Annotated in this window: 24 protein-coding genes and 1 pseudogene; 12 read left to right on the forward strand and 13 right to left on the reverse strand. The window is 72.3% G+C overall.

All coding sequences use genetic code 11. The annotated features are described in order from the left end of the window. Positions 1–4: 4 nt before the first annotated feature. The 7 genes from IE168_RS09105 to fghA all read left to right on the forward strand — a co-directional run bounded on the left by IE168_RS09105 (position 5) and on the right by fghA (position 5,986). The gene (locus tag IE168_RS09105) at positions 5–1,210 is read left to right on the forward strand and encodes an MFS transporter (protein ID WP_189497460.1); all 1,206 of its coding nucleotides are present in this window, start codon (positions 5–7) and stop codon (positions 1,208–1,210) included. A gap of 5 nt (positions 1,211–1,215) precedes the next feature. After that, positions 1,216–1,341: a hypothetical protein gene (locus tag IE168_RS14695; protein ID WP_268245207.1), complete on the forward strand. Its 126-nt coding sequence runs from the start codon at positions 1,216–1,218 to the stop codon at positions 1,339–1,341. Between the two features lie 131 nt (positions 1,342–1,472). After that, positions 1,473–2,510, forward strand: coding sequence for a zinc-dependent alcohol dehydrogenase family protein (locus IE168_RS09110; protein ID WP_386659681.1), 1,038 nt, complete (start codon positions 1,473–1,475; stop codon positions 2,508–2,510). Positions 2,511–2,562: 52 nt separating this feature from the next. After that, positions 2,563–3,381: a siderophore-interacting protein gene (locus tag IE168_RS09115; RefSeq protein WP_189497464.1), complete on the forward strand. Its 819-nt coding sequence runs from the start codon at positions 2,563–2,565 to the stop codon at positions 3,379–3,381. 118 nt (positions 3,382–3,499) lie between these two features. Continuing rightward, complete coding sequence (gene frmR / locus IE168_RS09120) at positions 3,500–3,775, forward strand: formaldehyde-responsive transcriptional repressor FrmR (RefSeq protein ID WP_189497466.1); 276 nt, start codon at positions 3,500–3,502, stop codon at positions 3,773–3,775. Positions 3,776–3,840: 65 nt separating this feature from the next. Next, positions 3,841–4,950: an S-(hydroxymethyl)glutathione dehydrogenase/class III alcohol dehydrogenase gene (locus IE168_RS09125; RefSeq protein WP_189497471.1), complete on the forward strand. Its 1,110-nt coding sequence runs from the start codon at positions 3,841–3,843 to the stop codon at positions 4,948–4,950. A 205-nt stretch (positions 4,951–5,155) separates the two neighbouring features. After that, positions 5,156–5,986, forward strand: a complete 831-nt coding sequence (gene fghA / locus IE168_RS09130) for an S-formylglutathione hydrolase (protein WP_189497473.1) — start codon at positions 5,156–5,158, stop codon at positions 5,984–5,986. 47 nt (positions 5,987–6,033) lie between these two features. Here the strand turns inward: fghA and IE168_RS09135 are convergent, their stop codons facing one another. The 6 genes and pseudogenes from IE168_RS09135 to IE168_RS09155 form a co-directional block, all read right to left on the reverse strand. Continuing rightward, entirely contained in the window at positions 6,034–6,738 is a 705-nt protein-coding gene (locus IE168_RS09135) for an adenine nucleotide alpha hydrolase (protein ID WP_189497476.1), read from the reverse strand. Then, entirely contained in the window at positions 6,728–7,069 is a 342-nt protein-coding gene (locus tag IE168_RS09140; RefSeq protein ID WP_189497809.1) for a hypothetical protein, read from the reverse strand. Before IE168_RS09140 ends, IE168_RS09135 begins: the two co-directional genes overlap by 11 nt. A gap of 65 nt (positions 7,070–7,134) precedes the next feature. Then, a pseudogene (locus tag IE168_RS14530) lies at positions 7,135–7,278 on the reverse strand (DegV family protein); the annotation flags it as partial. A 181-nt stretch (positions 7,279–7,459) separates the two neighbouring features. Beyond that, the gene (locus tag IE168_RS09145; RefSeq protein WP_189497479.1) at positions 7,460–7,618 is read right to left on the reverse strand and encodes a hypothetical protein; all 159 of its coding nucleotides are present in this window, start codon (positions 7,616–7,618) and stop codon (positions 7,460–7,462) included. A gap of 119 nt (positions 7,619–7,737) precedes the next feature. Next, a complete protein-coding gene (locus IE168_RS09150) occupies positions 7,738–9,201 on the reverse strand; it encodes an amidohydrolase family protein (RefSeq protein ID WP_189497482.1) in 1,464 nt (487 codons plus the stop codon). Beyond that, positions 9,198–10,598, reverse strand: a complete 1,401-nt coding sequence (locus IE168_RS09155; RefSeq protein ID WP_189497486.1) for an amidohydrolase — start codon at positions 10,596–10,598, stop codon at positions 9,198–9,200. The genes IE168_RS09150 and IE168_RS09155 overlap by 4 nt, the downstream gene beginning before the upstream one ends. A 172-nt stretch (positions 10,599–10,770) precedes the next feature. Between IE168_RS09155 and IE168_RS09160 the strand changes: the two genes are divergently transcribed. Further along, positions 10,771–11,547 carry an AMP nucleosidase gene (locus tag IE168_RS09160; RefSeq protein ID WP_189497489.1) on the forward strand — a complete coding sequence of 259 codons (777 nt, stop codon included), beginning with the start codon at positions 10,771–10,773 and terminating at the stop codon, positions 11,545–11,547. Continuing rightward, complete coding sequence (locus IE168_RS09165; protein ID WP_189497492.1) at positions 11,544–12,095, forward strand: DUF924 family protein; 552 nt, start codon at positions 11,544–11,546, stop codon at positions 12,093–12,095. Before IE168_RS09160 ends, IE168_RS09165 begins: the two co-directional genes overlap by 4 nt. 269 nt (positions 12,096–12,364) lie before the next feature. On the opposite strand, the gene grxD is transcribed toward IE168_RS09165, so the two are convergent. Next, on the reverse strand, positions 12,365–13,291 hold the full coding sequence (gene grxD / locus IE168_RS09170; RefSeq protein WP_189497495.1) for a Grx4 family monothiol glutaredoxin: 927 nt from the start codon (positions 13,289–13,291) through the stop codon (positions 12,365–12,367). A 165-nt stretch (positions 13,292–13,456) separates the two neighbouring features. Between grxD and IE168_RS09175 the strand changes: the two genes are divergently transcribed. Next, positions 13,457–14,236 (forward strand): polysaccharide deacetylase family protein, encoded by a 780-nt coding sequence (locus IE168_RS09175; protein WP_189497498.1) that lies wholly within the window; start codon positions 13,457–13,459, stop codon positions 14,234–14,236. Positions 14,237–14,623: 387 nt separating this feature from the next. Here IE168_RS09175 and IE168_RS09180 read toward each other — a convergent pair whose 3' ends face one another. From IE168_RS09180 to IE168_RS09195, 4 genes are all read right to left on the reverse strand, one after another. Continuing rightward, positions 14,624–15,325 carry a methyltransferase domain-containing protein gene (locus IE168_RS09180; protein WP_189497501.1) on the reverse strand — a complete coding sequence of 234 codons (702 nt, stop codon included), beginning with the start codon at positions 15,323–15,325 and terminating at the stop codon, positions 14,624–14,626. Beyond that, positions 15,322–15,960, reverse strand: coding sequence for an SGNH/GDSL hydrolase family protein (locus IE168_RS09185; RefSeq protein ID WP_189497503.1), 639 nt, complete (start codon positions 15,958–15,960; stop codon positions 15,322–15,324). The genes IE168_RS09180 and IE168_RS09185 overlap by 4 nt, the downstream gene beginning before the upstream one ends. A gap of 4 nt (positions 15,961–15,964) precedes the next feature. Further along, positions 15,965–17,227 (reverse strand): aminotransferase class I/II-fold pyridoxal phosphate-dependent enzyme, encoded by a 1,263-nt coding sequence (locus tag IE168_RS09190; protein WP_189497506.1) that lies wholly within the window; start codon positions 17,225–17,227, stop codon positions 15,965–15,967. A gap of 82 nt (positions 17,228–17,309) precedes the next feature. Next, a complete protein-coding gene (locus IE168_RS09195; RefSeq protein ID WP_189497509.1) occupies positions 17,310–18,449 on the reverse strand; it encodes a M14 family metallopeptidase in 1,140 nt (379 codons plus the stop codon). Positions 18,450–18,794: 345 nt separating this feature from the next. Here IE168_RS09195 and rsgA point away from each other — a divergent pair, with 345 nt between their 5' ends. Both rsgA and IE168_RS09205 read left to right on the forward strand, forming a co-directional pair. Beyond that, a complete protein-coding gene (gene rsgA / locus IE168_RS09200) occupies positions 18,795–19,895 on the forward strand; it encodes a ribosome small subunit-dependent GTPase A (protein WP_386659597.1) in 1,101 nt (366 codons plus the stop codon). Between the two features lie 3 nt (positions 19,896–19,898). Beyond that, complete coding sequence (locus IE168_RS09205) at positions 19,899–21,179, forward strand: flavohemoglobin expression-modulating QEGLA motif protein (protein WP_189497513.1); 1,281 nt, start codon at positions 19,899–19,901, stop codon at positions 21,177–21,179. Here the strand turns inward: IE168_RS09205 and IE168_RS09210 are convergent. Both IE168_RS09210 and IE168_RS09215 read right to left on the reverse strand, forming a co-directional pair. Continuing rightward, positions 21,176–22,114, reverse strand: coding sequence for a LysR family transcriptional regulator (locus IE168_RS09210; RefSeq protein ID WP_189497516.1), 939 nt, complete (start codon positions 22,112–22,114; stop codon positions 21,176–21,178). The genes IE168_RS09205 and IE168_RS09210 overlap by 4 nt on opposite strands. A 32-nt stretch (positions 22,115–22,146) precedes the next feature. Continuing rightward, the gene (locus IE168_RS09215; protein ID WP_229823337.1) at positions 22,147–23,898 is read right to left on the reverse strand and encodes a gamma-glutamyltransferase family protein; all 1,752 of its coding nucleotides are present in this window, start codon (positions 23,896–23,898) and stop codon (positions 22,147–22,149) included. Between the last annotated feature and the right edge of the window lie 21 nt (positions 23,899–23,919).

Genomic DNA, 23,919 nt, shown 5'->3' on the forward strand with positions numbered 1-23,919 from the left:
CGCAATGACTTCGGCGTGGCGCAAGGCCTTCTGGATCCTGCTCGGCTCCTCGCTGGTGCTGTTCCTGTCGCTGGGCGTGCGCCACGGCTTCGGCCTGTTCCTGTCTCCGATGAGCATGGAGTTCGGCTGGGGCCGCGGCGTGTTCGCGTTCGCGATGGCGCTGCAGAACCTGGTGTGGGGCCTGACCCAGCCGGTGGCCGGCGCCCTGGCCGACCGCTGCGGCGCGCGCAGGACGATCGTCGCCGGCGGCCTGCTGTACGCCGTCGGCCTGGTGCTGATGGCCTGGGCGGACTCGCCGTGGTCGCTGTCGCTCAGCGCCGGCCTGCTGATCGGCATCGGCCTGTCGGGAACCTCGTTCTCCGTGGTGCTGGGCGTGGTCGGGCGCGCGGTGCCGCCGGAGCAGCGCAGCATGGCCATGGGCATCGCCGCGGCCGCCGGTTCGTTCGGTCAGTTCGCGATGCTGCCGGGCTCGCTGGGCCTGATCCAGTGGCTGGGCTGGTCGGCGGCACTGGTGGTGCTGGGCCTGCTGGCGGCGCTGATCGTGCCGCTGGCGGCGATGATCCGCGACCGGCCGCACGCGTCGGGCAACGAGCCGGAACAAAGCCTGGGCGAAGCGCTGCGCGAAGCCTGCGGCCATCCGGGATTCTGGCTGCTGGGGCTGGGCTTCTTCGTCTGCGGGTTCCAGGTGGTGTTCATCGGCATCCACCTGCCCGCGTACCTGGTCGACCACAATCTTCCGATCATGGTCGGCACCACGGTGCTGGCCCTGGTCGGGCTGTTCAACGTGTTCGGGACCTGCATCGCCGGCTGGCTCGGCACCCGCCGTTCCAAGCCGCGGCTGCTGAGCGCGCTGTACCTCGCGCGGTCGGTGGTCATCGCGCTCTTCATCACCGTGCCGCTGAGCGTCTGGACCGCGTATGCCTTCGGCATCGCGATGGGCCTGCTGTGGCTGTCGACGGTGCCGCTGACCAACGGTGCGGTGGCCACCATGTTCGGCGTGCGCAACCTGTCGATGCTCGGCGGCCTGGTGTTCCTGCTGCACCAGCTGGGCTCGTTCCTGGGCGGCTGGCTGGGTGGATACCTGTATGACAGGACGGGCAGCTACGACCTGGTCTGGCAGATCTCGATCCTGCTGGGCGTGGCCGCCGCGGCGCTGAACTGGCCGATCCGCGAGCGCCCGGTCGCGCGGCTGCTGGGGGCGTCGGCGTGACGCGCATGAAGCCGATGGCCTGGCTGGGCCCGCTGTCCGCGCTGGTGCTGCTTGGCGTGCTGGCGCTGGTGTTCCTGGCCTGGCGCCAGGGCGGGCTGGCGATGCTGCAGCTGGGCGTGCTGCTCTGCTAGGCCCTGCGTCCAGCGCCGCTCCGACACGCGGCCGTGCGTGGACCGGGCGGGCTGGCCGGATGGAACACTGAGTACGCCGTCCGGGCCCGCGGGCGGGTGCCTGTGGACTCCGCCGGCCTCCTACACTGGCCATCTCCCGCATCAACGGAAGGAATCCCGTGGCCATCAAGACCCTTCATGTCGCCGCTGGCGGCGGCTTCGAGCAGGTCAGCGTCGGCATCTCCGAACCCGTCGCGCCCGGTCCCGGCGAGATCGTCGTGCGCCTGCGCGCCAGTTCGCTCAACTACCACGACTACGGCGTGGTCAGCGGCGCGATGGGCCCGGCCGAGCGCCGGATCCCGATGTCCGACGGCGCCGGCGAGGTGATCGCGCTGGGCGAGGGCGTGGAGGAATTCGCCGTTGGCGACCACGTGGTCAGCACCTTCTTCCCGGACTGGCTGGACGGCGCGCCGCCGGCCGAGGGCTTCGGCCGCGTGCCGGGCGACGGCATCGACGGCTATGCGCGCGAGCAGGTGACGGCGCCGGCCACGGCCTTCACCCGCGCGCCGCGCGGCTGGAGCCACGCCGAGGCCGCCACGCTCACCACCGCCGGCCTGACCGCCTGGACGGCGCTGTTCGAACACGGTGCGCTGCAGCCGGGCCAGGACGTGCTGGTGCAGGGCAGCGGCGGCGTGTCGATCTTCGCGCTGCAGTTCGCGAAGCTGGCCGGTGCGCGGGTGATCGCGACCTCGTCCAGCGACGCCAAGCTCGAGCGGATGCGCGAACTGGGCGCCGACGAGCTGATCAACTACCGCCAGGATCCCGAGTGGGGCATGACCGTGCGCGGCCTGACCGGCGGTCGCGGCGTGGACCACGTGATCGAAGTGGGCGGCCCGGCGACCCTGCCGCAGTCGATGCTGGCGACCCGCGTGGGTGGCCACATCGCGGTGATCGGCGTGCTCACCGGGATCGACAGCCAGCTGCCGCTGGGCCTGGCGCTGGCGCGGCACCTGCGGCTGCAGGCCTTCGTGGTCGGCAGCCGCCGCCAGCAGCAGGACATGGTGCGCGCGCTGGAAGCCTGCACGCTGCGCCCGGTCATCGACCGCCACTTCGCGCTCGACGACCTGGTGGCCGCGTTCCGGCACCAGGAGAGCGGGCAGCACTTCGGAAAGATCGTGCTCGACATCTGACGCGCGGGCGCGAGTCCGACGACCAGTGATTCCCCCGCAACCGAGGCCCACGATGACGACAGACATATACAAGGTGCAGAAGCTGCAGCACCCCATCCGCGCGCGGCGCCTGGAGGTCAGGCGCGTGGTCGAGCTGGGCCCGTCGATGCGGCGCATCACCCTGGGCGGGGACGCGCTGGCCGGCTTCGTCTCGGCCTCGTTCGACGACCACGTCAAGCTGGTGGTTCCGGACGCCGCGGGCCAGGAGCCCAACCTGCCGACGCTGGGCCCCGACGGCCTGGTGTTCGAGGAGGGCCGGGCGAAGCCCGCGATGCGCGACTACACGCCGCGCCGCTACGACCCGGATGCGAACGAGCTGGACATCGATTTCGTGCTCGGCCACGCCGGGCCGGCGACCGCATGGGCCACGCATGCCGAACCGGGCCACCCGATCGGCATCGCCGGGCCGCGCGGCTCGCTTGTGGTGCCGACCGCGTTCGACTGGCACGTGCTGATCGGCGACGAGACCGCGATCCCGGCGATCGGGCGCAGGCTGGAGGAGCTGCCGGCTTCGGCGCAGACCATCGTCATCATCAGGACGCTGGCTGGAGACGGAAGAATCGAGCTGCACGGCGAGTGCCCGCGGGAGATCCGCTGGGTTGTCGGAGGGCCGGGCGAAGTGGATACCGGCGAAGGGGTGCTGCTGTCCGCGGTCCGCGAACTCGCGCTGCCCGGTGAGGGCGAAGGCTACGTCTGGGCCGCCGGCGAATACAGCGAGATCCGCGCCGTGCGGCGCCACCTGGCCGATGTGCTGGGCGTCGACAAGAGCCGCATTCGCGCGGCCAGCTACTGGCGCCGCGAGGCGGCGAACGCGCACGAACGCTTCGACTGAAATCGATTGGCGGCGACGCGTATGTCCGGCCCCATGGCCGGTCCGCGACCCGTAGCAAGGTGGAAGTGACGGGCGGTGGCTTGTATACTGCCCCCCACTATAGTCCGGACGCGCCGCCGTGCCCCATTCGCCCGAGGAAAAAAAGAAGGTCCTCGCCCGCGTCCGTCGCATCCGCGGGCAGTGCGACGCGCTCGACCGCGCGCTGGAAGCCGGTGCCGACTGTGCGCCGGTGCTGCAGCAGATCGCGGCCATCCGCGGCGCGGTCAACGGGCTGATGAGCGAGGTGCTGGAGTCGCACCTGCGCGAGCAGTTCGGGCAGGCCGCGCACACTGACGCCGAGCGCGCGGAGCGCGTCGCTGAAATGACCGGGCTGATCCGCTCCTATCTCAAGTAGGTCGCCCGCACGAACCACGGCGCCGCGAGCGCCGCCCCACACATCGCATCGCCAGGAGCATCACCATGAAGACCCGTGCCGCCGTCGCCTTCGAAGCCGGCAAGCCGCTGCAGATCGTCGAGCTCGACCTCGAAGGCCCGAAGAAGGGCGAGGTGCTGGTGAAGATCACCCACACCGCGCTCTGCCACACCGATGCCTTCACGCTGTCGGGCGAGGATCCGGAAGGCGTGTTCCCGGCGGTGCTCGGCCATGAAGGCGCGGGCATCGTGGTGGAGGTGGGCGAGGGCGTGACCAGCGTGAAGCCGGGCGATCATGTGATCCCGCTGTACACCGCCGAATGCGGCGAGTGCCTGTTCTGCAAGTCGGGCAAGACCAACCTGTGCGTCGCGGTGCGCGCCACCCAGGGCAAGGGCGTGATGCCCGACGGCACCACGCGCTTCAGCTACAACGGCCAGCCGGTCTACCACTACATGGGCTGCTCGACCTTCGCCGAACACACCGTGGTCGCCGAAGTCTCGCTGGCCAAGGTGAACCCGGAAGCCAACCCGGAGCACACCTGCCTGCTCGGCTGCGGCGTGACCACCGGCATCGGCGCGGTGCACAACACGGCGAAGGTGCAGGAGGGCGACAGCGTGGCCGTGTTCGGCCTCGGCGCGATCGGCCTGGCGGTGATCCAGGGCGCCAAGCAGGCGAAGGCCGGGCGCATCATCGCCATCGACACCAATCCGTCGAAGTTCGCGCTGGCTCAGGAGATGGGCGCGACCGAATGCGTGAATCCGAAGGATCACGACAAGCCGATCCAGCAGGTGATCGTGGAGATGACCGGCTGGGGCGTGGACCACAGCTTCGAGTGCATCGGCAACGTCGACGTGATGCGCGCGGCGCTGGAGTGCGCGCACCGCGGCTGGGGCCAGAGCGTGATCATCGGCGTGGCCGGCGCGGGCAAGGAGATCAGCACGCGCCCGTTCCAGCTGGTCACCGGCCGCAAGTGGCTGGGCACGGCCTTCGGCGGCGTGAAGGGACGCAGCGAGTTGCCGGGCATGGTCGAGGACGCGATGAAGGGCGAGATCCAGCTGGCGCCGTTCGTCACCCACACCCTGCCGCTGGAGCGGATCAACGAGGCCTTCGACCTGATGCACGAAGGCAAGTCGATCCGCACGGTGATCCGGTACTGACATGCGCGTGCCGGTGGCAACGCCGGCACCTGCGACAACGCGCGTCCATCCCGGCAACGCGCCCACCGGTGGCGACGCGGGCCCACCTGTAGGAGCAGCTACAGCTGCGACTGCTTCCACGGGTGCGGGGTGCTGTCGTTTCCATGCGGGTTGCGGGTCGCAGCTTTAGCTGCTCCTACAGGGAGCTTTTTTCTGGAGGTGTTTCGTGGAACGGATCGAACATCGTGCGTCGTTCGGCGGCTGGCAGGACGTGTACCGCCACCGCTCGGAGGTGCTGGGCTGCGACATGACCGTCGGCGTGTACGTCCCGCCGCAGGCCGCCGACGGCCCCTGCCCGGTGCTGTACTGGCTGAGCGGCCTGACCTGCACCGAGCAGAACTTCATCACCAAGGCCGGTGCGCAGCGCTACGCCGCCGAGCACGGGATCATCATCGTCGCGCCGGACACCAGCCCGCGCGGTGACGACGTCGCCGACGCGCCCGGCTACGACCTCGGCAAGGGCGCCGGCTTCTACGTCAACGCCACGCAGGATCCGTGGGCCGCGCACTACCGCATGTACGACTACATCGTCGACGAGCTGCCGGCCTGGGTCGAAGCCGATCCCGCGGCCAGCGACCGCCGCGCGATCAGCGGCCATTCGATGGGCGGCCACGGCGCGCTGACCATCGCGCTGAAGAATCCCGGCCGCTACCGCAGCGTGTCCGCGTTCTCGCCGATCGTGGCGCCAAGCCAGGTGCCCTGGGGCGAGAAGGCGCTGGGCGCCTACCTGGGCGAGGACCGCGACGCCTGGGCGCAGTACGACACCGTCGAACTGGTGAAGTCGGCGAAGGAACGGCTGCCGCTGCTGGTCGACCAGGGCGATGCCGACGAGTTCCTCGACACCCAGCTCCGCCCGCAGCTGCTGCAGGCCGCGTGCGAGGCCGCCGGCCATCCACTGACGCTGCGCATGCAGCCCGGCTACGACCACAGCTACTACTTCATTGCCAGCTTCATCGGCGAGCACATCGCGCACCATGCGGCGGCGCTGAAGGGCTGAGCTTTTTTTGCCACGTAGATCCGTGGCAAGGCTTCTCCGTCAATTGCTCAGCCCGCCACCAGCCGGAAATCCGTATACGCGAAGCGGCCATCGCGCAGCAGCGTGTCGCCACGCTCGAGCATGAGCGGCGCGGCGAACATCGGCCCGTCCGCCACGCAGGTATGGAACTCGCCGTTCTCGCCGCAGGGGTCGACGCCCTCCGGCAGCGACGCGAGCAGGCCGGCGTCGAAGTCGCGGTCGGCGAACGCCGCGTCGAGCTGGCGGGTGTCCACGCAGCACAGCGCGGCCCGCAGTCCGCCGGCGAGCATCCCGCGGGCCACGGCCGCGGTGTCCGCGCCGAACAGCGGGAACAGCGCCGTCCAGCTCAGTCGTGCGCACAGCGCCTCGCGCCAGGCCCGGATGTCGGCCAGCAGCAGATCGCCGAAGGCGATGCGGTCGATGCCGGGCCAGCGCGCGCGGGCTTCGTCCAGCGCGGCGGCGAACGCGGCCTCGTAGCGCGCGTTGTCGCAGTCCTGCGGGATCCGTGATTCCAGCAGCGGAAGGCCGGCGGCCGCGGCCTGCGCCCGCAGCACGTCAACGCGGATGCCCTGCATCGAGGCGCGCTCGTGGCCTTCGGTGATCGTGGTCAGCAGGCCGACGACTTCGACTTCGCCGCGTTCGCGCAGGACATGCAGCGCCCAGGCCGCGTCCTTGCCGCCGCTCCAGGCCAGCAGCGCGCGAGGCCGCGCGCCGCCGCGGGACTCAGGCGGCACGGACGTCGCGCAGTTCCCAGGCGTTGCCGGCCAGCAGGCGCATGCGGTGCTTGAAGACGTCGCCGCGCAGGGCGGTGGTGGCGACCAGCTCGATGCGCTGCTCACGCTGCGTGGCCTCCACCACCGCCGACGGATCGGTGGCGCCCAGCAGCGGATCGACCTCGTCGGGCTCGTCCTGGGTGGCGCGCCAGCGCTCGAACAGCTGCTCGCCGCGCAGCGCCTCCTGCAGCTCCTGCGCGAAGGCGTCGGCGCCGTGCGCCTTGAACGCGAAGTCGCCGGCGGCGCGCGCCGCGGCCGGGTCGGGGATGGCGATGAAGTAGCGCGTCGGCATGCGGTAGTCCGTGGTGTGGCGTCGGGGCAAGCTTAGCGGGGCGCCGTTAAACACGCGTTGCGGGCTCAGTCGAAGCGGTGTTCGGGCGCGGCGAAGCCCACGACCACGGCGCCGCGGCCGACGTTGACCATGCCGGTGGTGCTCATCACGCTCTCGAACACCTCCACGTTCTGGTCGGCGCAGGCGTTGCGCAGGCGCTCGTAGCCGGGTCCCGCGGCAGGTCGCAGGCCGAATCGACGACGAGACCGATACGCATCGCATGTCCTGCCTGGCTGTCCCGATGCCCGATCGTCGCATGCAACGTGCCCACGGTCACGCTCGTGGCGTGATGCCGCACCTGTTCCGGCATCGGCTTTCGGCGACGCGCGGACGGGACGCGGCCGGGACGGCTCAGCGCTTCGGCGTACGCTCCGCCGCGGCCCGTTCCATGCGTTCGCGATGGCGGATGAACAGGGGCACGCCGATGCCGATGGCGACCATGATCAGGGTGCCCCCGATCAACAGCCAGCCGACGGGGCGCGCGAACAGCTCGACGAAGACGGGATGCATGGCGGGATCTCCCCAAGTGACCTGGGGACATCATTGGCCGACGCCTGGCGCCCGGTATTGACCGGGATCAATGGCGGGAATGGCAGCGCCCGCGGTCGGGCCGCGGGCGCTGCGGAGGCTCAGCGCGCGCCGGCGGCCGGATAGGCCCGCGGCAGCTCGCCGCGGGCGGCGTCGGGCTCGGCGCGCAGGTAGCGGTCGCGCAGCTCGGTCTGGCGCGAGCGCATGTCGATCGCGCGGCCGTCGAACCACACCTGGCTGGCGAGGCTGGCGACATCGAGCGGGTCGCCGTCCCACAGCACCAGGTCGGCGCGCAGGCCCGGCGCGATCGCGCCGGTCTCGCCGTCGACGCCGAACGTCTGCGCGGGGACCCGGGTCAGGCCGGCCAGCGCCGCGTCCCAGGGCAGGCCGTGGGCGACCGCGTTGCCGGCCAGCTGGCGCAGCTTGCGCGCGTTGTGCGAGGCATCGCCGGCCTGGGTGAAGCCGACCTCCACCCCGGCCGCGCGCAGCAGGGCGGCATTGCGCTCGCTGGCGTGGATGCGGTCGAAGTTCGCCGGCAGGTTGTCCAGCGGGTCGACGAACACCGGCACCCGGGCCTCGGCCAGCTCGCGCGCCACGCGCCAGGCCTCGCCGCCGCCGCGGATCGCGATGCGCACGCCGTGCTTCTTCGACCAGCGCAGCAGCTGGCGCATGTCGGCGGCGCGCTCCACGCCCACCACCAGCGGACGCCCGGCGCCGAGGTGGCGCTGCAGCGTCGCGCGGCCCGCCGGCGTCAGCAGGGCGGCCGACGAGTCCGGCGCGATGCGGCCGCGGGCCTCGTCGACCAGCTGGTCGAGCAGCATCCACTGCGCCGCGCGCGAGCCGCCGGTGAGGTTGGCGGCGCGGCTGCCGAGGTCGATGAAGAGCAGCTTCGGGCCCGCCGGCTCGTCGCTGCCGTCCAGGCGCATCACCGCGCCCTGGCCGCCGATGATCGAACCGCCGCTGCCGGTGCCGGCCGCGAGCAGGGTGAAGCCGATGCCCTCCACGCGCGCCACCGGGACCAGCAGCGAGTCCGGGTTGTAGGCCAGGGTGACGTCGAACTCGGGGCGCACGGTCATGTCGTGCGCGTTCTCGCCCAGCGCCAGGCGGCCGTCGGTGGTCGCCGATTCGCCGGACACCTCCTCGATGCCGATGCCGGTGATGCCGCCGAACAGGGTCGGCGTGAGCGGCTTGCCCGCGGCCTCGACCACGGTCGCGCCGCCGCCATCCAGCCCGGTGCCGACGGCGGCGATGCGCCCGTTGCGCACCAGCACGTCGGCGCCCTGCAGCGTGCCGCGCGCGGTGGCCGTGTGCACGGTGGCGTTGCGGATCAGAAGGTCCTGCGCGGATGCCGCAGCGCAAGCAACCAGCAGCCCCACGACTAGCCCCGCCTGTAGGAGCAGCCAAGGCTGCGACCGGCCTCGCGCAAAACCAGCCCGTTCGCCGCCGCTGCGGCCCTGGCGGTCGAGGCGGTCGACGCGGTCGAGGCAGTCGCTGCGGTCGTTGCGGTGGTGGTCATGGTGGCTGCGGTCGCAGCTGTAGCTGCTCCTACCGGTGGTGGGGGTCATCGGGCACCTCCGGGGGCGGCGCTGCGGCCGAGCATGAAGTCCGAGCGCGGCTGCCGCGCCGGGTCGTGGCGGTCGTACATCTTCGCGCCGTCGATCCACACCTGTTCGGCAAGCGCGTACGAGCTGAAGGGATTGCCGTTCCACAACACCATGTCGGCCATCTTGCCGGCCTCCAGCGTGCCGGTGCGCGCGGCGATGCCCATGGCCTTCGCCGGGTTGGCGGTCAGCCAGGTGATGGCGTGTTCCGGGGCGATGTCGATGCCCGCGCGGCGCGCGTTGGCCATCACCTTGGCGGCTTCCTGGTTGAGGCGCTGGATGCCCTCGTCCGAATCCGAATGCACGATCGCGCAGCCGCCGGGCGCGCGGTCGACGATGGCGATGTTCTCCTGGATGCCGTCGAAGGCCTCCATCTTGAAGCCCCACCAGTCGGCCCAGAGCGCGCCGCAGACGCCTTCGCGGCCCAGTCGGTCGGCGATCTTGTAGGCCTCCACGCCGTGGTGGAAGGCGGCCACCTTGAAGCCGAACTCGTCGGCCAGGTCGAGCATGGTCACCATCTCGTCGGCGCGGTAGCAGTGGATGTGGACCAGGATGTCGCCGTCGAGCGCGCCGGCCAGGGTCTCGAGCTTGAGGTCGCGCTTGCCGCCCTTGTCGCCGGCGCGCTTGTCGCGGTACTCGGCGGCGTCGATGAAGGCGGCACGGTAGCCGGCCACGTTGCCCATGCGCGTGGCCGGGCCGCCCTTCTGGCCGTAGACGCGCTTGGGGTTCTCGCCGCAGGCCATCTTCAGGCCGTGCGGGGCGTCGGGGAACTTCATGCCCTGGTAGCTGGTGGCCGGCACGTTCTTCAGGGTCACGCCGCGGCCGCCGACCAGGTTGGCCGAGCCGGGCAGGATCTGCAGGCTGGTGACGCCGCCGGCCAGCGCGGCGTGGAAGCCGGGGTCCTGCGGCCAGACCGAGTGCTCGGCCCAGACCGCGGCCGTCACCGGCGAGGTCATCTCGTTGCCGTCGCTGTGCGAGGACGTGCCCGGGCTGGGATACACGCCAAGGTGCGAGTGGATGTCGATGATGCCGGGCGTGACCCACTTGCCGCGGCCATCCACGCGCACCGCGTCGGCGGGCGCCTCGAGGCCGACGCCCACGGCGGCGACCACACCGTCGCGCATCAGCACGTCGGCGCCGTCCAGGCGCTTGCCGGTGCCGTCGAGCACGGTCGCGCCGCTGACCAGCACCGGTGCGCTGGCGATGCGCCGGTAGGTGCTGGGATAGGCATCGCCGGGTGAGCCACTGGTGGTGGCGTCGCGCGGGCCGTCGTCGCGCGAGGCCGCGCTGGTGGTCGCGCAGCCGGTGGCCAGCGCAAGGGTGAGCGCCGCGGCGAGCGCGGCCGGCGTCTTCAGGTGCATCGGTGGTCCCCGTGGTTGCCGCCACACCCTAGCCGCGGCGCCGGGTACCCGGCAATGGCCGGAAAGTCGTGGTTGGCCGCACAGAGCCCCCCGATCCCGCCGCCCCGCTGCAGGAGCGGCTATAGCCGCGACCCCGCCATGCCAGAATCCCCCGGCAAACACGGAGGAACGAATGAAGGAAAAAGACCAGATCGTCGAAAACTGGCTGCCGCGCTACACCGGCGTGCCGCTGGACGGCTTCGGCGAATACATCCTGCTCACCAACTTCGGCGGCTACCTCGGCCACTTCGCGCGCCTGACGGGCGCGGAGATCGTCGGCACCGACCGCCCGATGCCCAGCGCCACCGCCGACGGCATCACCATGATCAACTTCGGCATGGGCAGCCCTAACGCGGCCACGCTGATGGACCTGCTGTCCGCGATCGGCCCGAAGGCGGTGCTGTTCCTCGGCAAGTGCGGCGGGCTGAAGAAGAAGAACCAGCTCGGCGACCTGGTGCTGCCGATCGCCGCCATCCGCGGCGAGGGCACCAGCGACGACTACCTGCCGCCGCAGGTCCCGGCGCTGCCGGCGTTCGCGCTGCAGCGCGCGGTCTCGACCTCGATCCGCGACGCCGGGCTCGACTACTGGACCGGCACCGTCTACACCACCAACCGCCGCGTCTGGGAGCACGACGAGGCGTTCAAGGAGCGCCTGCGCGCGATGCGCTGCATGGCCATCGACATGGAGACCGCGACCGTGTTCGCCGCCGGTTTCGCCAACCGCATTCCTTCGGGCGCGCTGCTGCTGGTGAGCGACCAGCCGATGATTCCCGAGGGCGTCAAGACCGAGGCGTCCGACGCGCAGGTCAGCACGCGCTTTGTCGAAGGCCACATCCAGACCGGCATCGAGGCGCTGCGCCTGATCCGCCGCCACGGCAAGTCCGTGCGCCACCTGAGGTTCGACGAATGACTGCCGCCCATGCCCTGCCGACGGCCCGCGAGGTCCAGGACTTCTGGCGCGACGCCGGCGCGTCGAAGTGGTTCAACGGCGGCGAGGCCTTCGACGCCGAGGTGCGCGAACGCCTCGAAGCCGCGCACTTCGCCGCCGCCCGCCGCGAGCTCGAAGGCTGGATGGACGAGGCCGACGGCGCGCTGGCGCTGCTGCTCCTGCTCGACCAGGTGCCGCGCAACATCTTCCGCGGCAGCGCGCATTCCTATGCCACCGACCCGCTGGCCCTGCACTACGCCGGGCGCATGCTGGAGGCGGGACAGGACCGCGAGGTCGACCCGGAACTGCGGGTGTTCTGCTACATGCCCTTCGAGCATTCCGAGGACCTGCTGGAGCAGGATCGCGCCGTGGCCCTGATGGCCGACCTCGGCGGCACCTACGCCGACTACGCCGTGCAGCACCACGAAGTGATCGAACGCTTCGGCCGCTTCCCGCACCGCAACCACGCACTGGGCCGCGTCAACACCGCCGACGAACAGGCCTGGCTTGATGCTGGTGGAGGCTTCTAGAAAAGCCTTTGCCACGGATGAACGCGGATGACGCGGATCTGCACGGATAACGCAAAGGCAGGAGAGAAAGCTTTTTCAGCCACGGATTTGCGCGGATCACGCGGATCTGGCTGAGGCCAGCGATGGCACCACGCTTTCTTTGGGCATTTCGTTCTTATCAGGCTTTCCGGCAACACGCTTGCCTGCGCCAGATCCGCGTGATCCGCGCAAATCCGTGGCCAAACATGCTGTTGCCTTTCGTCAACTTCCCGATTGGCTACCGCAGCACCTCAGTAACGCGGAATCGTCCCGTTCGCCTGCTCGGCCCAGGCATCGATCCCGCCCTCGACGCTGTAGACCTCGCGGAAGCCGCGCTGGCGGAAGTGCTCCGCGGCCTGCTGGCTGCGGCCGCCGTGATGGCAGAGGAAGGCCAGCGGGGTGTCCTTCGGCAGCGCTTCCAGCGCGCCCGGGCCTTCGTCGAAGGTGGAGTGCGGCACCGGGGCTTCGGCCAGCGCGCGCTCCTCGGCCGGGCGCACGTCGACCAGGCGGACCTGGCCGGCGGCCGCGCGCGACTGCGCGTCGGCGGGCGACAGCGCGCGCACCGGCGGCGGCGCGTTCGGGTTCTCCACCACCAGGCCCTTGCCGCGGGCGTCGTCGGCGAAGTCGATCACCAGGCCGTCGGCGCGGCGCGCGGCGGCCACCGCCACCTGCACCGGGATGCCGTCGCAGTCGACGGTGATGGCGTTCGCGTCGGGCGTGGCCAGCGCCAGCCGGGTACGGAAGTTCGGGTCGATGTCGACCTGCACCGCAAGGTCGCCGCCGGCGTCGTCGATCGCCTTGCGCAGCGTCGGCCGGGCGGCCGCGGTGATGGTGATCGCCGGCGGCGTGCGGTCCGGCGGCGCCACGCCGAGCGCGGCGTGCAGCTCGCCGGAGTTGGCCATCTGCTCGATGATGTCGCTGCCGCCGACCAGCTCGCCCTCGATGTAGAGCTGCGGGATGGTGGGCCAGTTGCCGTAGGCCTTGATGCCCTCGCGGATCTCGCCGTCGGCCAGCACGTTGACGTGCGCGTAGGGCAGCTCCAGCGTCGACAGCGCCGCCACCGCCTTGGCCGAGAAGCCGCACTGCGGCGCCCGCGGCTCGCCCTTCATGAACAGCACGATGCGGTTGGCCTGCAGCAGCTCGTCGATGCGCTGGCGGAGTTCGGGGGTGAGGGACATGGCGGGCACCGCGGTGGAAGAGTGGGCTGCATAGGGTACCCCGCGCACGCACACACGGCCTTGACCCGCGTCATCGACATGCGGGAGCCGCGACCGCCACGACCGATACGACACCACTCCTGTAGGAGCAGCTACAGCTGCGACCCGGTGTGCCACCATCCCGGAATGCCCGCACCGCCCCCCCTCCACGCCATCCCCCGCCACCCCCACGCCTGGGCCTGGATCACCCTGGTCCTGCACCTCGCCGTCGCGCTCGCCTGGTGGCAGCTCGGCTGGCGCTGGGGCCTGCCGCTGCTGATCGCCCTGCACCTGGGTCTCGTCTGGGGCACGCTGCGGCCCGGTTCGCGCCTGTTCGGCCCGGCGCGGCGGAGCTTCCCGGCCACCGGCCGCGAGCTGTGGCTGACCATCGACGACGGCCCGTCCGACGACACCGCCGCCATCCTCGACCTGCTCGACGCGCACGGCGCGAAGGCCACCCTCTTCCTGGTCGGCGAACGCGCCGCCGCGCGCCCGGAGCTGGTGCGCGAGATCGCCGCCCGCGGCCACGGCATCGGCAACCACAGCCACACCCATCCGCAGGCCCGCTTCTGGGCCCTGGGGCCGCGCGCGATGCGCCGTGAAATCCTCGACTGCCAGCGCACGCTCACCGACATCACCGGCACGCCGCCACGCTGGTTCCGCGCCGTCGTCGGCCACGCCAACCCCTTCGTCCACGCACCGCTGCGCGACGCCGGCCTGTCGCGCCTGGCCTGGAGCGCCCGCGGCTACGACGCCGTCGAATCCGACCCCGCCCGCGTCGCCGCCCGCATCGCCGCAGACCTCGCCCCGGGCGCCATCGTCCTCCTCCACGAAGGCGCCCCCCACGGCCGCAGCGTCGACATCATCGCCGCGGTCCTCGCCCATGCGCAGGGTGCGGGCTATCGGGCGGTGGTTCCGATGGGGTGAAGAGCAAAAGATTTGCCACGGATGAACGCGGATAGCGCGGATCTACACGGATAGAGCAAAAGCGTTTGTAGAAAAGGCCTTTGCGGGCAAGCGTTGGGGCTGCGGGAGCCGATCAGGAAACAGATGAAAGGCAACAGCATGTTTGGCCACGGATTTGCGCGGATGACGCGGATCTGGCTGAGGCCAGCGCCGGCAGCACGCTTTGCCTGCTTTTCTTTTTCAATCAGGCTCCTTGGCAACACGCTTGCCTCGCCCAGATCCGCGTCATCCGCGCAAATCCGTGGCTGAAAAAGCTCTTTCTCCTGCCATTGCCCTATCCGCGCAAATGCGCGTCATCCGCGTTCATCCGTGGCAAAAAAAGATGCCCCACCCACCGCGCGCAGCAGGTCAGTCGCGGTGGGCCACGACCAGCCAGTTGTTGAACGGCGTACTGCCATACAGCGGCCGGAAGTCGACGGCCAGGCCCGCCCCCGTGAGCGCGGTTTCCAGTTCGGCGCGGGTGGGGTAGCGCTTGGGCACTTCCTGCATCCAGCCGGCGAGGTGGGCGAGGCGGTCGGTGATGCGGGTGGTGCGGCCGCGGCGGGTGTCGTCGCCCAGGCCGCTGCGGATCACCAGCTTCGCGCCGGGCACCAGCATCGCGGCGGTGTCGGCGAGCAGGCGGGCCTGGGCTTCGGCGTCGAGGTACTGCAGCACGTCCAGGATGGCGACGCTGCCCCGGTGCGGCGGCCAGCCTTTGGCGAGGTCGACCACTTCGAAGCGGGCGTTGTCGGCGATGCCGGTGCGCTCGGCGATCATTCGGCCGCGCTTGATCTTGTCGGCGTCGATGTCCACGCCGTGCCAGGGCATGGCCTGGCCGTCGAGGCGCAGGGCGTGCAGCAGCAGACCCAGGCCGCAGCCGAGGTCGAGGACCGGCGCAGTGGTGCCGCGCAGGGCCTCGAGCACGCCGGGATACAGCGGGTCGGTGCGCAGCTTGGTCAGCGTGTAGTAGTAGTCGTAGCGGTTGCCGTAGAAACGCGGCGGCAGGAAGGCGCGGGCGATCGCGCGGGCTTCGGTGGGCGGGAAAGGGGCGTCGGCGGCTCGGGTGTTCATGCGTCGTCCTTGGCGGTGCCCGCGGGCGGCTGCAGCAGGCGGCGTGCGACCGGCAGGGCCAGGCGCGTCCATTCGGCGTACATGGAGGTGGAAGGATGCAGGCCGTCGTCGGCCAGCATCGCGGGTTCGGCGCCGCGCGCGCGGCTGGCGGCGGTGATGTCGACGAAGGCGACGCCGCGGCCGTCACAGGCCTGGCGTGCGACGGCGTTGTACGCGTCCAGCTCGCCCGCGATCACGGACACGTCGCGTCCGGACGCGGCCGCGAACGGGGTCACGCCCCAGTCCGGGATCGACAGCACCAGCACGCGCTCGGCGCGGGGGCCGGCAAAGCCGATCGCGCGGTCGAGCAGGGCGGCGAATTCGCGCGCGTACACGTCGACGCTGTGTCCGCGGTACTGGTTGTTGACGCCGATCAGCAGGCTCACCAGGTCGAACGGGCCGGAGGGCGCGGCGGCATCGATGGCCGCGTCGAGCTCGTCGGTGGTCCAGCCGGTCCGCGCGATGGTCTGCGGGTCGTCGAGCGCGATGCCTTCGGCGCGCAGCGCGTGCGCAAGCTGGTGCGGCCACCGGCCCTCGGCCGGGACCGCCTCGCCGATGGTGTAGGAGTCGCCGAGGGCGAGGAAGGACAGCGACATCACGTCAGGACGCGGGCGCGGCGGCGGGGGTTGGATCCGTGCCGGCTGCGGCGGCGCGGCGCGCGAGGACACGGTCGATGCGGCGGAACACCTCGCGCAGCTGTTCCGGCTCCGGCAGCAGGGTGACGCGGAAGTGGTTGCGGAAGGGCACGTTGAAGCTCGAACCCGGCACCACCAGCACGTGCTCGGTCTCCATCAGCTCCAGCGCGAAGCGGTGGTCGTCGAAGCCGCGGGCGGCGTCGCCGACCACGCCCGGGAAGGCGTACAGCGCGCCGTCGGGTACGCGCAGCTCGAGGTGCGGGCTGGCGGCGCAGGCTTCGGCCACCGCGCGCCGCGCCTCGTGCAGGCGGCCGCCGGGCGCGACCAGCGGGCCGATGGTGTCCAGCCCCGACAGCGCCGCCGGCACCGCGAACTGCCCCGGTACGTTCGCGCACAGGCGCAGCGCACCGAGCAGGTCGATGGCGTGGCGATAGTCGCGGGTCGCGGCCGGGTCGCCCGACAGGAGCGCCCAGCCCACGCGCCAGCCGCAGGCGCGGTGCACCTTGCTCAGGCCGCCGAAGGACATGCAGGGCACGTCGCCGGCGATCGGCGCCAGCGGCTCGAAGCGCGCGCCGTCGTAGGTGATGCCGTCGTAGATCTCGTCCGACATCAGCAGCAGGCCGTGGCGCGCGGCGATGGCCACGATCCGCTCCAGCAGCGCGCGCGGGTAGCTGGCGCCGGTGGGATTGTTCGGGTTGATCAGCACGATCGCGCGGGTGTGCGTCGACACCAGCGCCTCGATCTCGTCCGGGTCCGGCAGGAAGCCGTCCTCGGCGCGGCAGCGGTAGTACACCGGGCGGCCGTCGTTGAGGATGGTCGCCGCCGACCACAGCGGGTAGTCGGGCGAGGGCAGCAGTACTTCGTCGCCGGGGTCGAGCAGGGCGCGCAGGCTGATGTCGATCAGCTCGCTGACGCCGTTGCCGATGAAGACGTCGTCGGCCGACACGCCGTGCATGCCGCGTGCGGCGTGGTGCGCGGCGATCGCCTCGCGCGCCGCCGGCAGGCCCTGCTGGTGCGCGTAGGGATCGGTGTCGTGGATGTGGTCGGCGATCGCCCGCTGCATGTGCTCCGGCGCGCGGAAGCCGAAGGCGCCGGGATTGCCGATGTTGAGCTTGATCAGCGCATGTCCCTGCGCCTCGAGTTCGCGGGCGCGCCGGGCGAGCTCGCCGCGGATTTCGTAGCGCACCTCGGACAGGCGTTCCCGGGTGGCGACGTGGGGCGTGGGCATGCGGGTGGTTCGGCGGAGGGGGACGGCAGAGACTAGCGGAATTCCCGGCCGGAAGCGCCGCCGGCGCGGCGCTCCGCGAGGCTCAACCGGCGTCGAAGCGCGGGCAGGCCGGGGCCGCCGAAGGCGGCGCCGCGGCGGGCAGCAGCTCCATCAGGCTCCGCGCGGCGTGGCGGGCCACGGATTCCAGCTCGGCGGCGGGCGTGGTGTCGCCCACCTCGTAGGTCACCGCGGGTGCGCCGAGGCGGCAGAACGCCCAGTTCTTGAACACCGGCGTGCGTGCGGCCGAGGGCTTTTCCTCGATGTCGAAGCCGGCCTGCATCGCCGCCATCCACGCGTGCAGCACGCCGTCCGGCGCCCGCGAGGGGTCTTCGGCCACCGTGTAGAAGACGTCGCGGAAGGTGGAGTGGAAGTCGATCGCGAAGGCGACGCGGCCGGCGCCGATGCCGCGCTGCTGCAGCAGATCGCGCAGCGCGCGCGTCTCCGGCTGCGCGAACGGGCCCCAGTCGCGGTTGATGTCGACGCCGCGGGCGTTGCCGCGCCAGTGGCCTTCGACCACGCCGTCGGGATTGAGCAGCGGCACCACCAGCACGCGCACCCGGTCGCGGAACGAGCGCGCCTGCGGCGTGTCGGCGGCGAGCGCCTCGACGAAGCCCATCAGCGCCTGGGTGCCGGTGTTCTCCGGTGGATGCTGGCGCCCGAGCACCAGCAGCACCGGTGCGTCCGCGCCGGCGCCGAACTCGAACATCCGCAGCGGCCGGCCCTGCACCGAGCGGCCGAACGTGGCCGGCTCGACGCCCAGGCCCGTGGCGACGCTCGCCGACCAGGCTTCGAAGTCCTCCGGCAGCAGCGGCGGCTGCGCGAACACCCGCAGCTCGCCGGCCGCGAGCTGCAGGCGCAGGCGCGCGGTGCCGTCGGCATCGAGCTGGAACTCGTCGGCGCGCGCCTCGCGCCATGTGCGGCCGTCGACGCTGAGCTTGGGCACGTAGCGGTGGCGATGGCCGTGGGCGTAGGCGAAGCGCAGCTCGAGCGCGCGCGGCGCGTCGGCGTGGATGCGGAAGCCGTACCAGGCGCTGGGATTGACCGGTTCGGTCTCGGGCGCGATGTCGACGCGGTAGCGGCCCTCGCCCAGGCGCTCGATGCCGGACAGGCGCGCGGCGGGCAGCAGGTTGTCGAAGCGCAGGCCGTCGTCGTCGAAGACCCGGGTGGTCCGCACCTGGGGCACGACGCCTGGCTGCTCCGCTGCCGTCGCGGCCGAAGCCGCAGCCACGGCGTCCGCCGTCGTCGATGCCGCGGGCGCTGCCGGGGCGTCCCGCGGGGTGTCCTGCGGGGCGTCCACGGCTGGGTGGGACGCGCAGCCGGCGAGCAGCAGCGCCAGTGCACCGGGGAGCCAAGGGGCGGCACGCAGGGCGGCACGTCCGCGGCTGCGCCGGCGTTCGGCGTCGGAATGTTCCATCGTGGCTCCGTGCGACAAGGGCCGCGCGATGGTCGCAGCCGCGCGCGCGACTGCCAAGCCGGAGCGCGCGGCCGGCGCTAGAATCGCGGCCATGGATCCCCGCCGCGCCCACGCTTGAACCCCGCGCCCGACCTGCAGGCGATCGGCTGGCGGGCCGGCATCGATCCGCGCTGGCAGGACGCCATGGCCGCGCATCCGCAGGCGCGACCGGCGCGCGTGGTCGAACAGCATCGCTCCGGCTACGTGGTGGCGACCGGCCCCGGCGACGGCGTCGCGGTGGAATCACTGCCCGAATGGCAGCGTCCCGTGGGCTATCGCAAGGGCACGGTCGCGCCCGAGGACCGCCCCGCGGTCGGCGACTGGGTGCTGGTCGAGGACGGCAAGCGCATCGTGGCGCTGCTGCCGCGGCGCAGCGCGATCAAGCGCGCGGCCGCCGGCGAGCACTACCGCCAGCAGCTGATCGCCGCCAACGTCGACGTGGCCTTCGTGGTCTGCGGCCTGGACGGCGACTTCAATCCGCGCCGCATCGAGCGCTATCTGCTGCTGGTGCAGGGCAGCGGCGCGCAGCCGGTGGTGGTGCTGACCAAGGCCGACCTTCCCGGCGCCGACCCGGCGGCCGCGCGCGCGGCGCTGGCGGCCATCGGGGAGCTCGGCGTGCCGGCGGTGGCGGTGAATGCCCGGGATCCGGCCGCGGTGCAGGCGCTGTCGCCGTGGCTGCGGCCGGGCGATACCGCCGTGCTGGTGGGAAGCTCCGGCGCCGGCAAATCCACGCTGACCAACACCCTGCTCGGCGTCGACCGGATGAAGACCGCCGCGGTGCGCGAGCACGACGCCCGCGGCCGCCACACCACCACCCACCGCGCGCTGCTCCCGCTGCCCTCGGGCGCCTGCCTGATCGACACGCCGGGCATGCGCGAGCTCAAGCCCACCGGCGAGGAGGAGATCGCCGACGGCGGCTTCGCCGACATCGAGGCGCTGGCCGCGGAGTGCCGGTTCCGCGACTGCGCGCACGGCCGCGAGCCGGGCTGCGCGGTGCGCGCCGCGATCGCACGCGGCGAGCTCGACGAAGGCCGCTTCCTCAACTACCTCAAGCTGGGCGGCGAAGTGGCCGCGGCTTCGGGCCGGCTCGCGTCGCGCCTGGCCGACCGGCAGGGCGCTAAACCGCCGCCGCGCGCGCCGTCGAAGCGGCCGGGCGACAGGACCGGCAAGCGCTGAGGCATGGACGCCGCGGCCCCCGGACTCGCACACCACGCCGCGCTCGATGCGCGCATGGTCGCGGCGGCCCGCGGGATCCGGGTGCTGACGCTGACCAGCTGGCCGGCGTCGGTGCAGCAGGGTTTCCTGGCCGACGCCGCGGCGGGCCGGCTGCGGCTGCCGCGGGTGGACTATCCCCGCCACGACTTCAGCGACGCCCGCCGCGAGCTGCAGGCCATCGCCGATGCCGCCGATCCCGCGCATCCGCTGGGCCGCTACCTCGTCGATTCGGCGCGGCAGTGGGACGTGGCGGCGCGCATGCTCGAAGCCCTGGGCACGCCGGCGGCCGGCGCGCTGTCGGTGGCGCTGTATGGCAGCCCGTGCGATCCGCTGCCCGGCGGCGGACCGACCACGCGCGACGCCGCGCGGCATTTCATCGACATCGCCAACGAGCTCGACCGCGAGCTGCTGGCGCCGGAAGAGCAGGTCACGATCTCCGCCACCGCGCTGCAGCTGCAGCTGCAGAACGCGCTCGACGCCTTCTTCGGCGGGCGCGTGGTCGCGGTGGAGCTGGATCCGGACATGATCGCCAAGGCCGCCGCGGGCGCGTACCGCATCCGCCTGCGCACCGGCGCCGCCTACTCCGACTACGACCGCCAGCAGCTGCTCCACCACGAGGCGCTGGTGCACTCGCTGACCGCGCTCAACGGCCGCGCGCAGCCGCTGCTGCCGAGCCTGGCGATGTCCTCGCCGCGCATCACCGCCACCCAGGAGGGCCTGGCGGTGCTGGCCGAGCAGATCACAGGCAGCATCGACATCGAGCGCATGAAGCGCATCAGCCTGCGCACCGAGGCCATCGCGATGGCGATGGAGGGCGCGGACTTCCTGCAGGTGTTCGCGTACTTCCGCGATGCCGGCCAGGAGACCGCCGAGAGCTTCTCGTCCGCCCAGCGCGTGTTCCGCGGCGTGCCGGTGGCCGGCGGCGCCGCCTTCGCCAAGGACACGGTGTACCTGCGCGGGCTGGTCGAAGTGCACACCTTCTTCCGCCACGCCCTGCGCGACGGGCGCCTGCGCCAGTGCCGGCGCCTGTTCGCCGGCAAGATGACGCTTGACGACGTGCAGGCCTTCGAGCCGCTGTTCGAGTCCGGCGCGCTGCTGCCGCCGCGCTGGCTGCCCGACTGGGTGGCGCGCGCGAACGGCCTGGCGGGCCTGCTGGCGTTTTCGCTGTTCGCCAACCGCATCCGGCTGGACCGGCTGTCCGGAGGAGTCGGTTCCGGCGCGGAAGGCGGCGTGACGACCGCCTAGCCGCCGGCACCACCCGCGCGCGCATCGCGCAGGGTCCTGGCGAATACGGTAAGGAAGCGGCGCACGGCCTCCGACGGAGGCCGGTCCTCGAGGTGCACGTACTGCACCTTGAAGCGCAGCGGCGGCGAGAACGGGCGGTGCGACAGGCTGGGGCCGCTGCTTGCGCGCGCGGTGAACTCGTCCACCACCGCCATGCCGACGCCGTGCCGCGCCAGCTCCGCGGCGATGTAGAAGGTCTGGTTGGAGACCACCTCGTTGGCGGCGATGTCCTGGCGCTGCAGTTCGCGGTTGAGCAGGTCGCCCACCGGGCCTCCCGTCGTCAGTCCCACCAGGTTCTGCCCGTCGAGGATCCGCAGCGGCACGTGTTCGCCCGCGTCCGGCAGCATGTCGCTGCGGAACAGCAGCATCAGTTCGCCGCTGTCGATGTCGCGGCGCTTCATCCGCGGGTGCGTCGGCGGGTCGTAGGCGATGGCGACGTCGCAGCTGCGCTCGTACAGGGCCTGGAACAGCGCGTCGTGGTGCAGCGTCTGCACGTCGAAGCTGACGTCCGGATGGCGGGCGCGGAAGCGGGCGATGGCCAGCGGCGCGACGTGCAGGCCGAGCGAGGGCACGACCGCCAGGCGCACGCGGCCGCCGGCGAGGTTGCGCAGGTTGCCGACCGTCTTCTGCAGCGAGGTCAGCCGGCTGAAGACTTCCGACACCTCGACGAACAGCTCGTGCGCCTGGTCGGTGGCGACCAGCCGGCCGCGCACCAGGCGGAACAGCTCCAGGCCCAGCTGCTGCTGGGTGTGGTGCAGCACCTTGCTGACCGAGGGCTGCGACACGTGCAGCGCGCGCGCGGCGGCGCTGATGCTGCCGGTGGTGTAGACGGCGTGGAAGACCTCGATCTGGCGGAAGCGCATGGGGGTCCGGCACTCCTGGGTGAGAGCGGGCATGATCGGCGCCAGGCCCCCCGCCCGTCGCGTGACTAAGGTCGTGCGGCGACGCCCTCGCGCCGGGGATCGGCAGCGCCGTGCAGCGCGTGGCCCTCTCTGGCCACGCCGTGCAGGCCGGAATCCTCGCCGGCGCCCGCCACCACGTCCACGCCGAGCGCCGACAGCGCCGCCCGCAGCTCCGGCGCGAAGGCATCGGCCTCGCCGTTGAAGCGTTCGCCGCGCGCGACCAGGTTGGGCAGCGCGACCGCGTCCTGCAGCGGCAGGTCCCAGTACAGCCAGCCGACCAGGGTCTTGGCGATGTAGGCCGGGATCGCGTTGCCGCCCGGCGATCCGATCGCGCCGACGAAGCCGCCGTCGCGGTCGAGCACGATCACCGGCGACATCGACGAGCGCGGGCGCTTGCCCGGCGCGATCGCGTTGGCCGCAGCCGCGCCCGGCCCCCAGGAGAAGTCGGTGAGCTGGTTGTTGAGCAGCATGCCGCCGACCACGCGCCCGGAGCCGAAATAGGATTCGATGGTGGTGGTCATCGACACCGCGTTGCCGCGGGCGTCGACCACGACGAGGTGGCTGGTGCCGGCGGGTTCGTCGGTGGCGTCGACGTCGCGCGCGGGTGCGCCGGGCGGGCGGCCGTGCGCGGGCGCGCCGGCGGCGGCACGCGGGCCGATCAGTGCGCGGCGAGCGGCGAGGTAGTCCGGATCGAGCAGGCCCTGCACCGGCACGTCGGCGAAGCGCGGATCGCCGACGTAGTGGTCGCGGTCGGCGTACATCAGGCGGCTGGCCTCGGCGAACAGGTACCAGGCCAGGGGGTCGTCGGGGCCGCGCGCGGCGATGTCGGTGCCGTCGAGCAGCAGCATCAGCTGCAGCAGGCCGACGCCGCTGGCCGGCGGCGGCGCGACGCAGAGCACGTGGGCGCGCAGCGGGCGGCAGATCGGATCGCTGCGCTCGGCGACCTCGGCCTGCAGGTCCGCCGGCGTCATCCGCGCAGCGTGCGGCGGCGCGGCCACGCGCGCGGCCAGCTGGTCGGCCAGCGGGCCGCTGCGCAGTGCGTCGGCGCCGCGCGCGGCGATCGTGCGCAGGCTGGCGGCGTAGGCGGGATTGCGGAAGGTGTCGCCGATGCGCAGCGGCGTGCCGTCGGGTCCCGCGAACAGCGCCACCACGTCGGGGGCGGAGGCCTGCGGGAAGCGGCCGGCGATGTGGCGGTGCAGGCGCGGCGTGACCGCGAAGCCGAGCTCGGCGCGCCGCGCGGTGGACTCGAACAGGCTGCTCCACTCGAGCGTGCCGTGCGCGGCATGTGCGAGTTCGAGCGCCGGCAGCGCGCCGGGAACGCCGGTGGCGCGGCCGCTGAGCATCGCCTCGGCGCGCGACAGCGGGCGTCCGTCGGCGTCGCTGAACATGCCGGGCCCGGCGCCGGCCGGCGCGCGCTCGCGGCCGATCCAGCTGTCGACGCGCCCGGACGCGGCGTCGTAGTGCAGCACGATCGCGCCGCCCAGCAGGCCCGAGCTCTGCGGTTCGACCAGCCCCAGCATCGCCTGCACCGCGACCGCGGCGTCGATCGCGCTGCCGCCGCGGCGCAGCACTTCCAGGCCGGCTTCGGTGGCGAGCGGATGCGCGCTGCTGACCATGCCGGCGTCCGGCGCCTGCGTGTGTCCACCGGCCGCGGCCGGTAGCGGTGCGGGCGCGGCGTCGCGCGGAGCGGTGCCGCAGGCGGCCAGGCAGAGCAGGGCCAGCGCGGTCAGCGCGCGGGCGCGGCGGGAGAGGGATGCATGCGACGACGACGAGGCCAAGGGCGGCTCCTGCGTGGCGCG

This window comes from Luteimonas padinae (genome assembly GCF_014652935.1).
Taxonomy (GTDB): Bacteria; Pseudomonadota; Gammaproteobacteria; order Xanthomonadales; family Xanthomonadaceae; genus Luteimonas; species Luteimonas padinae.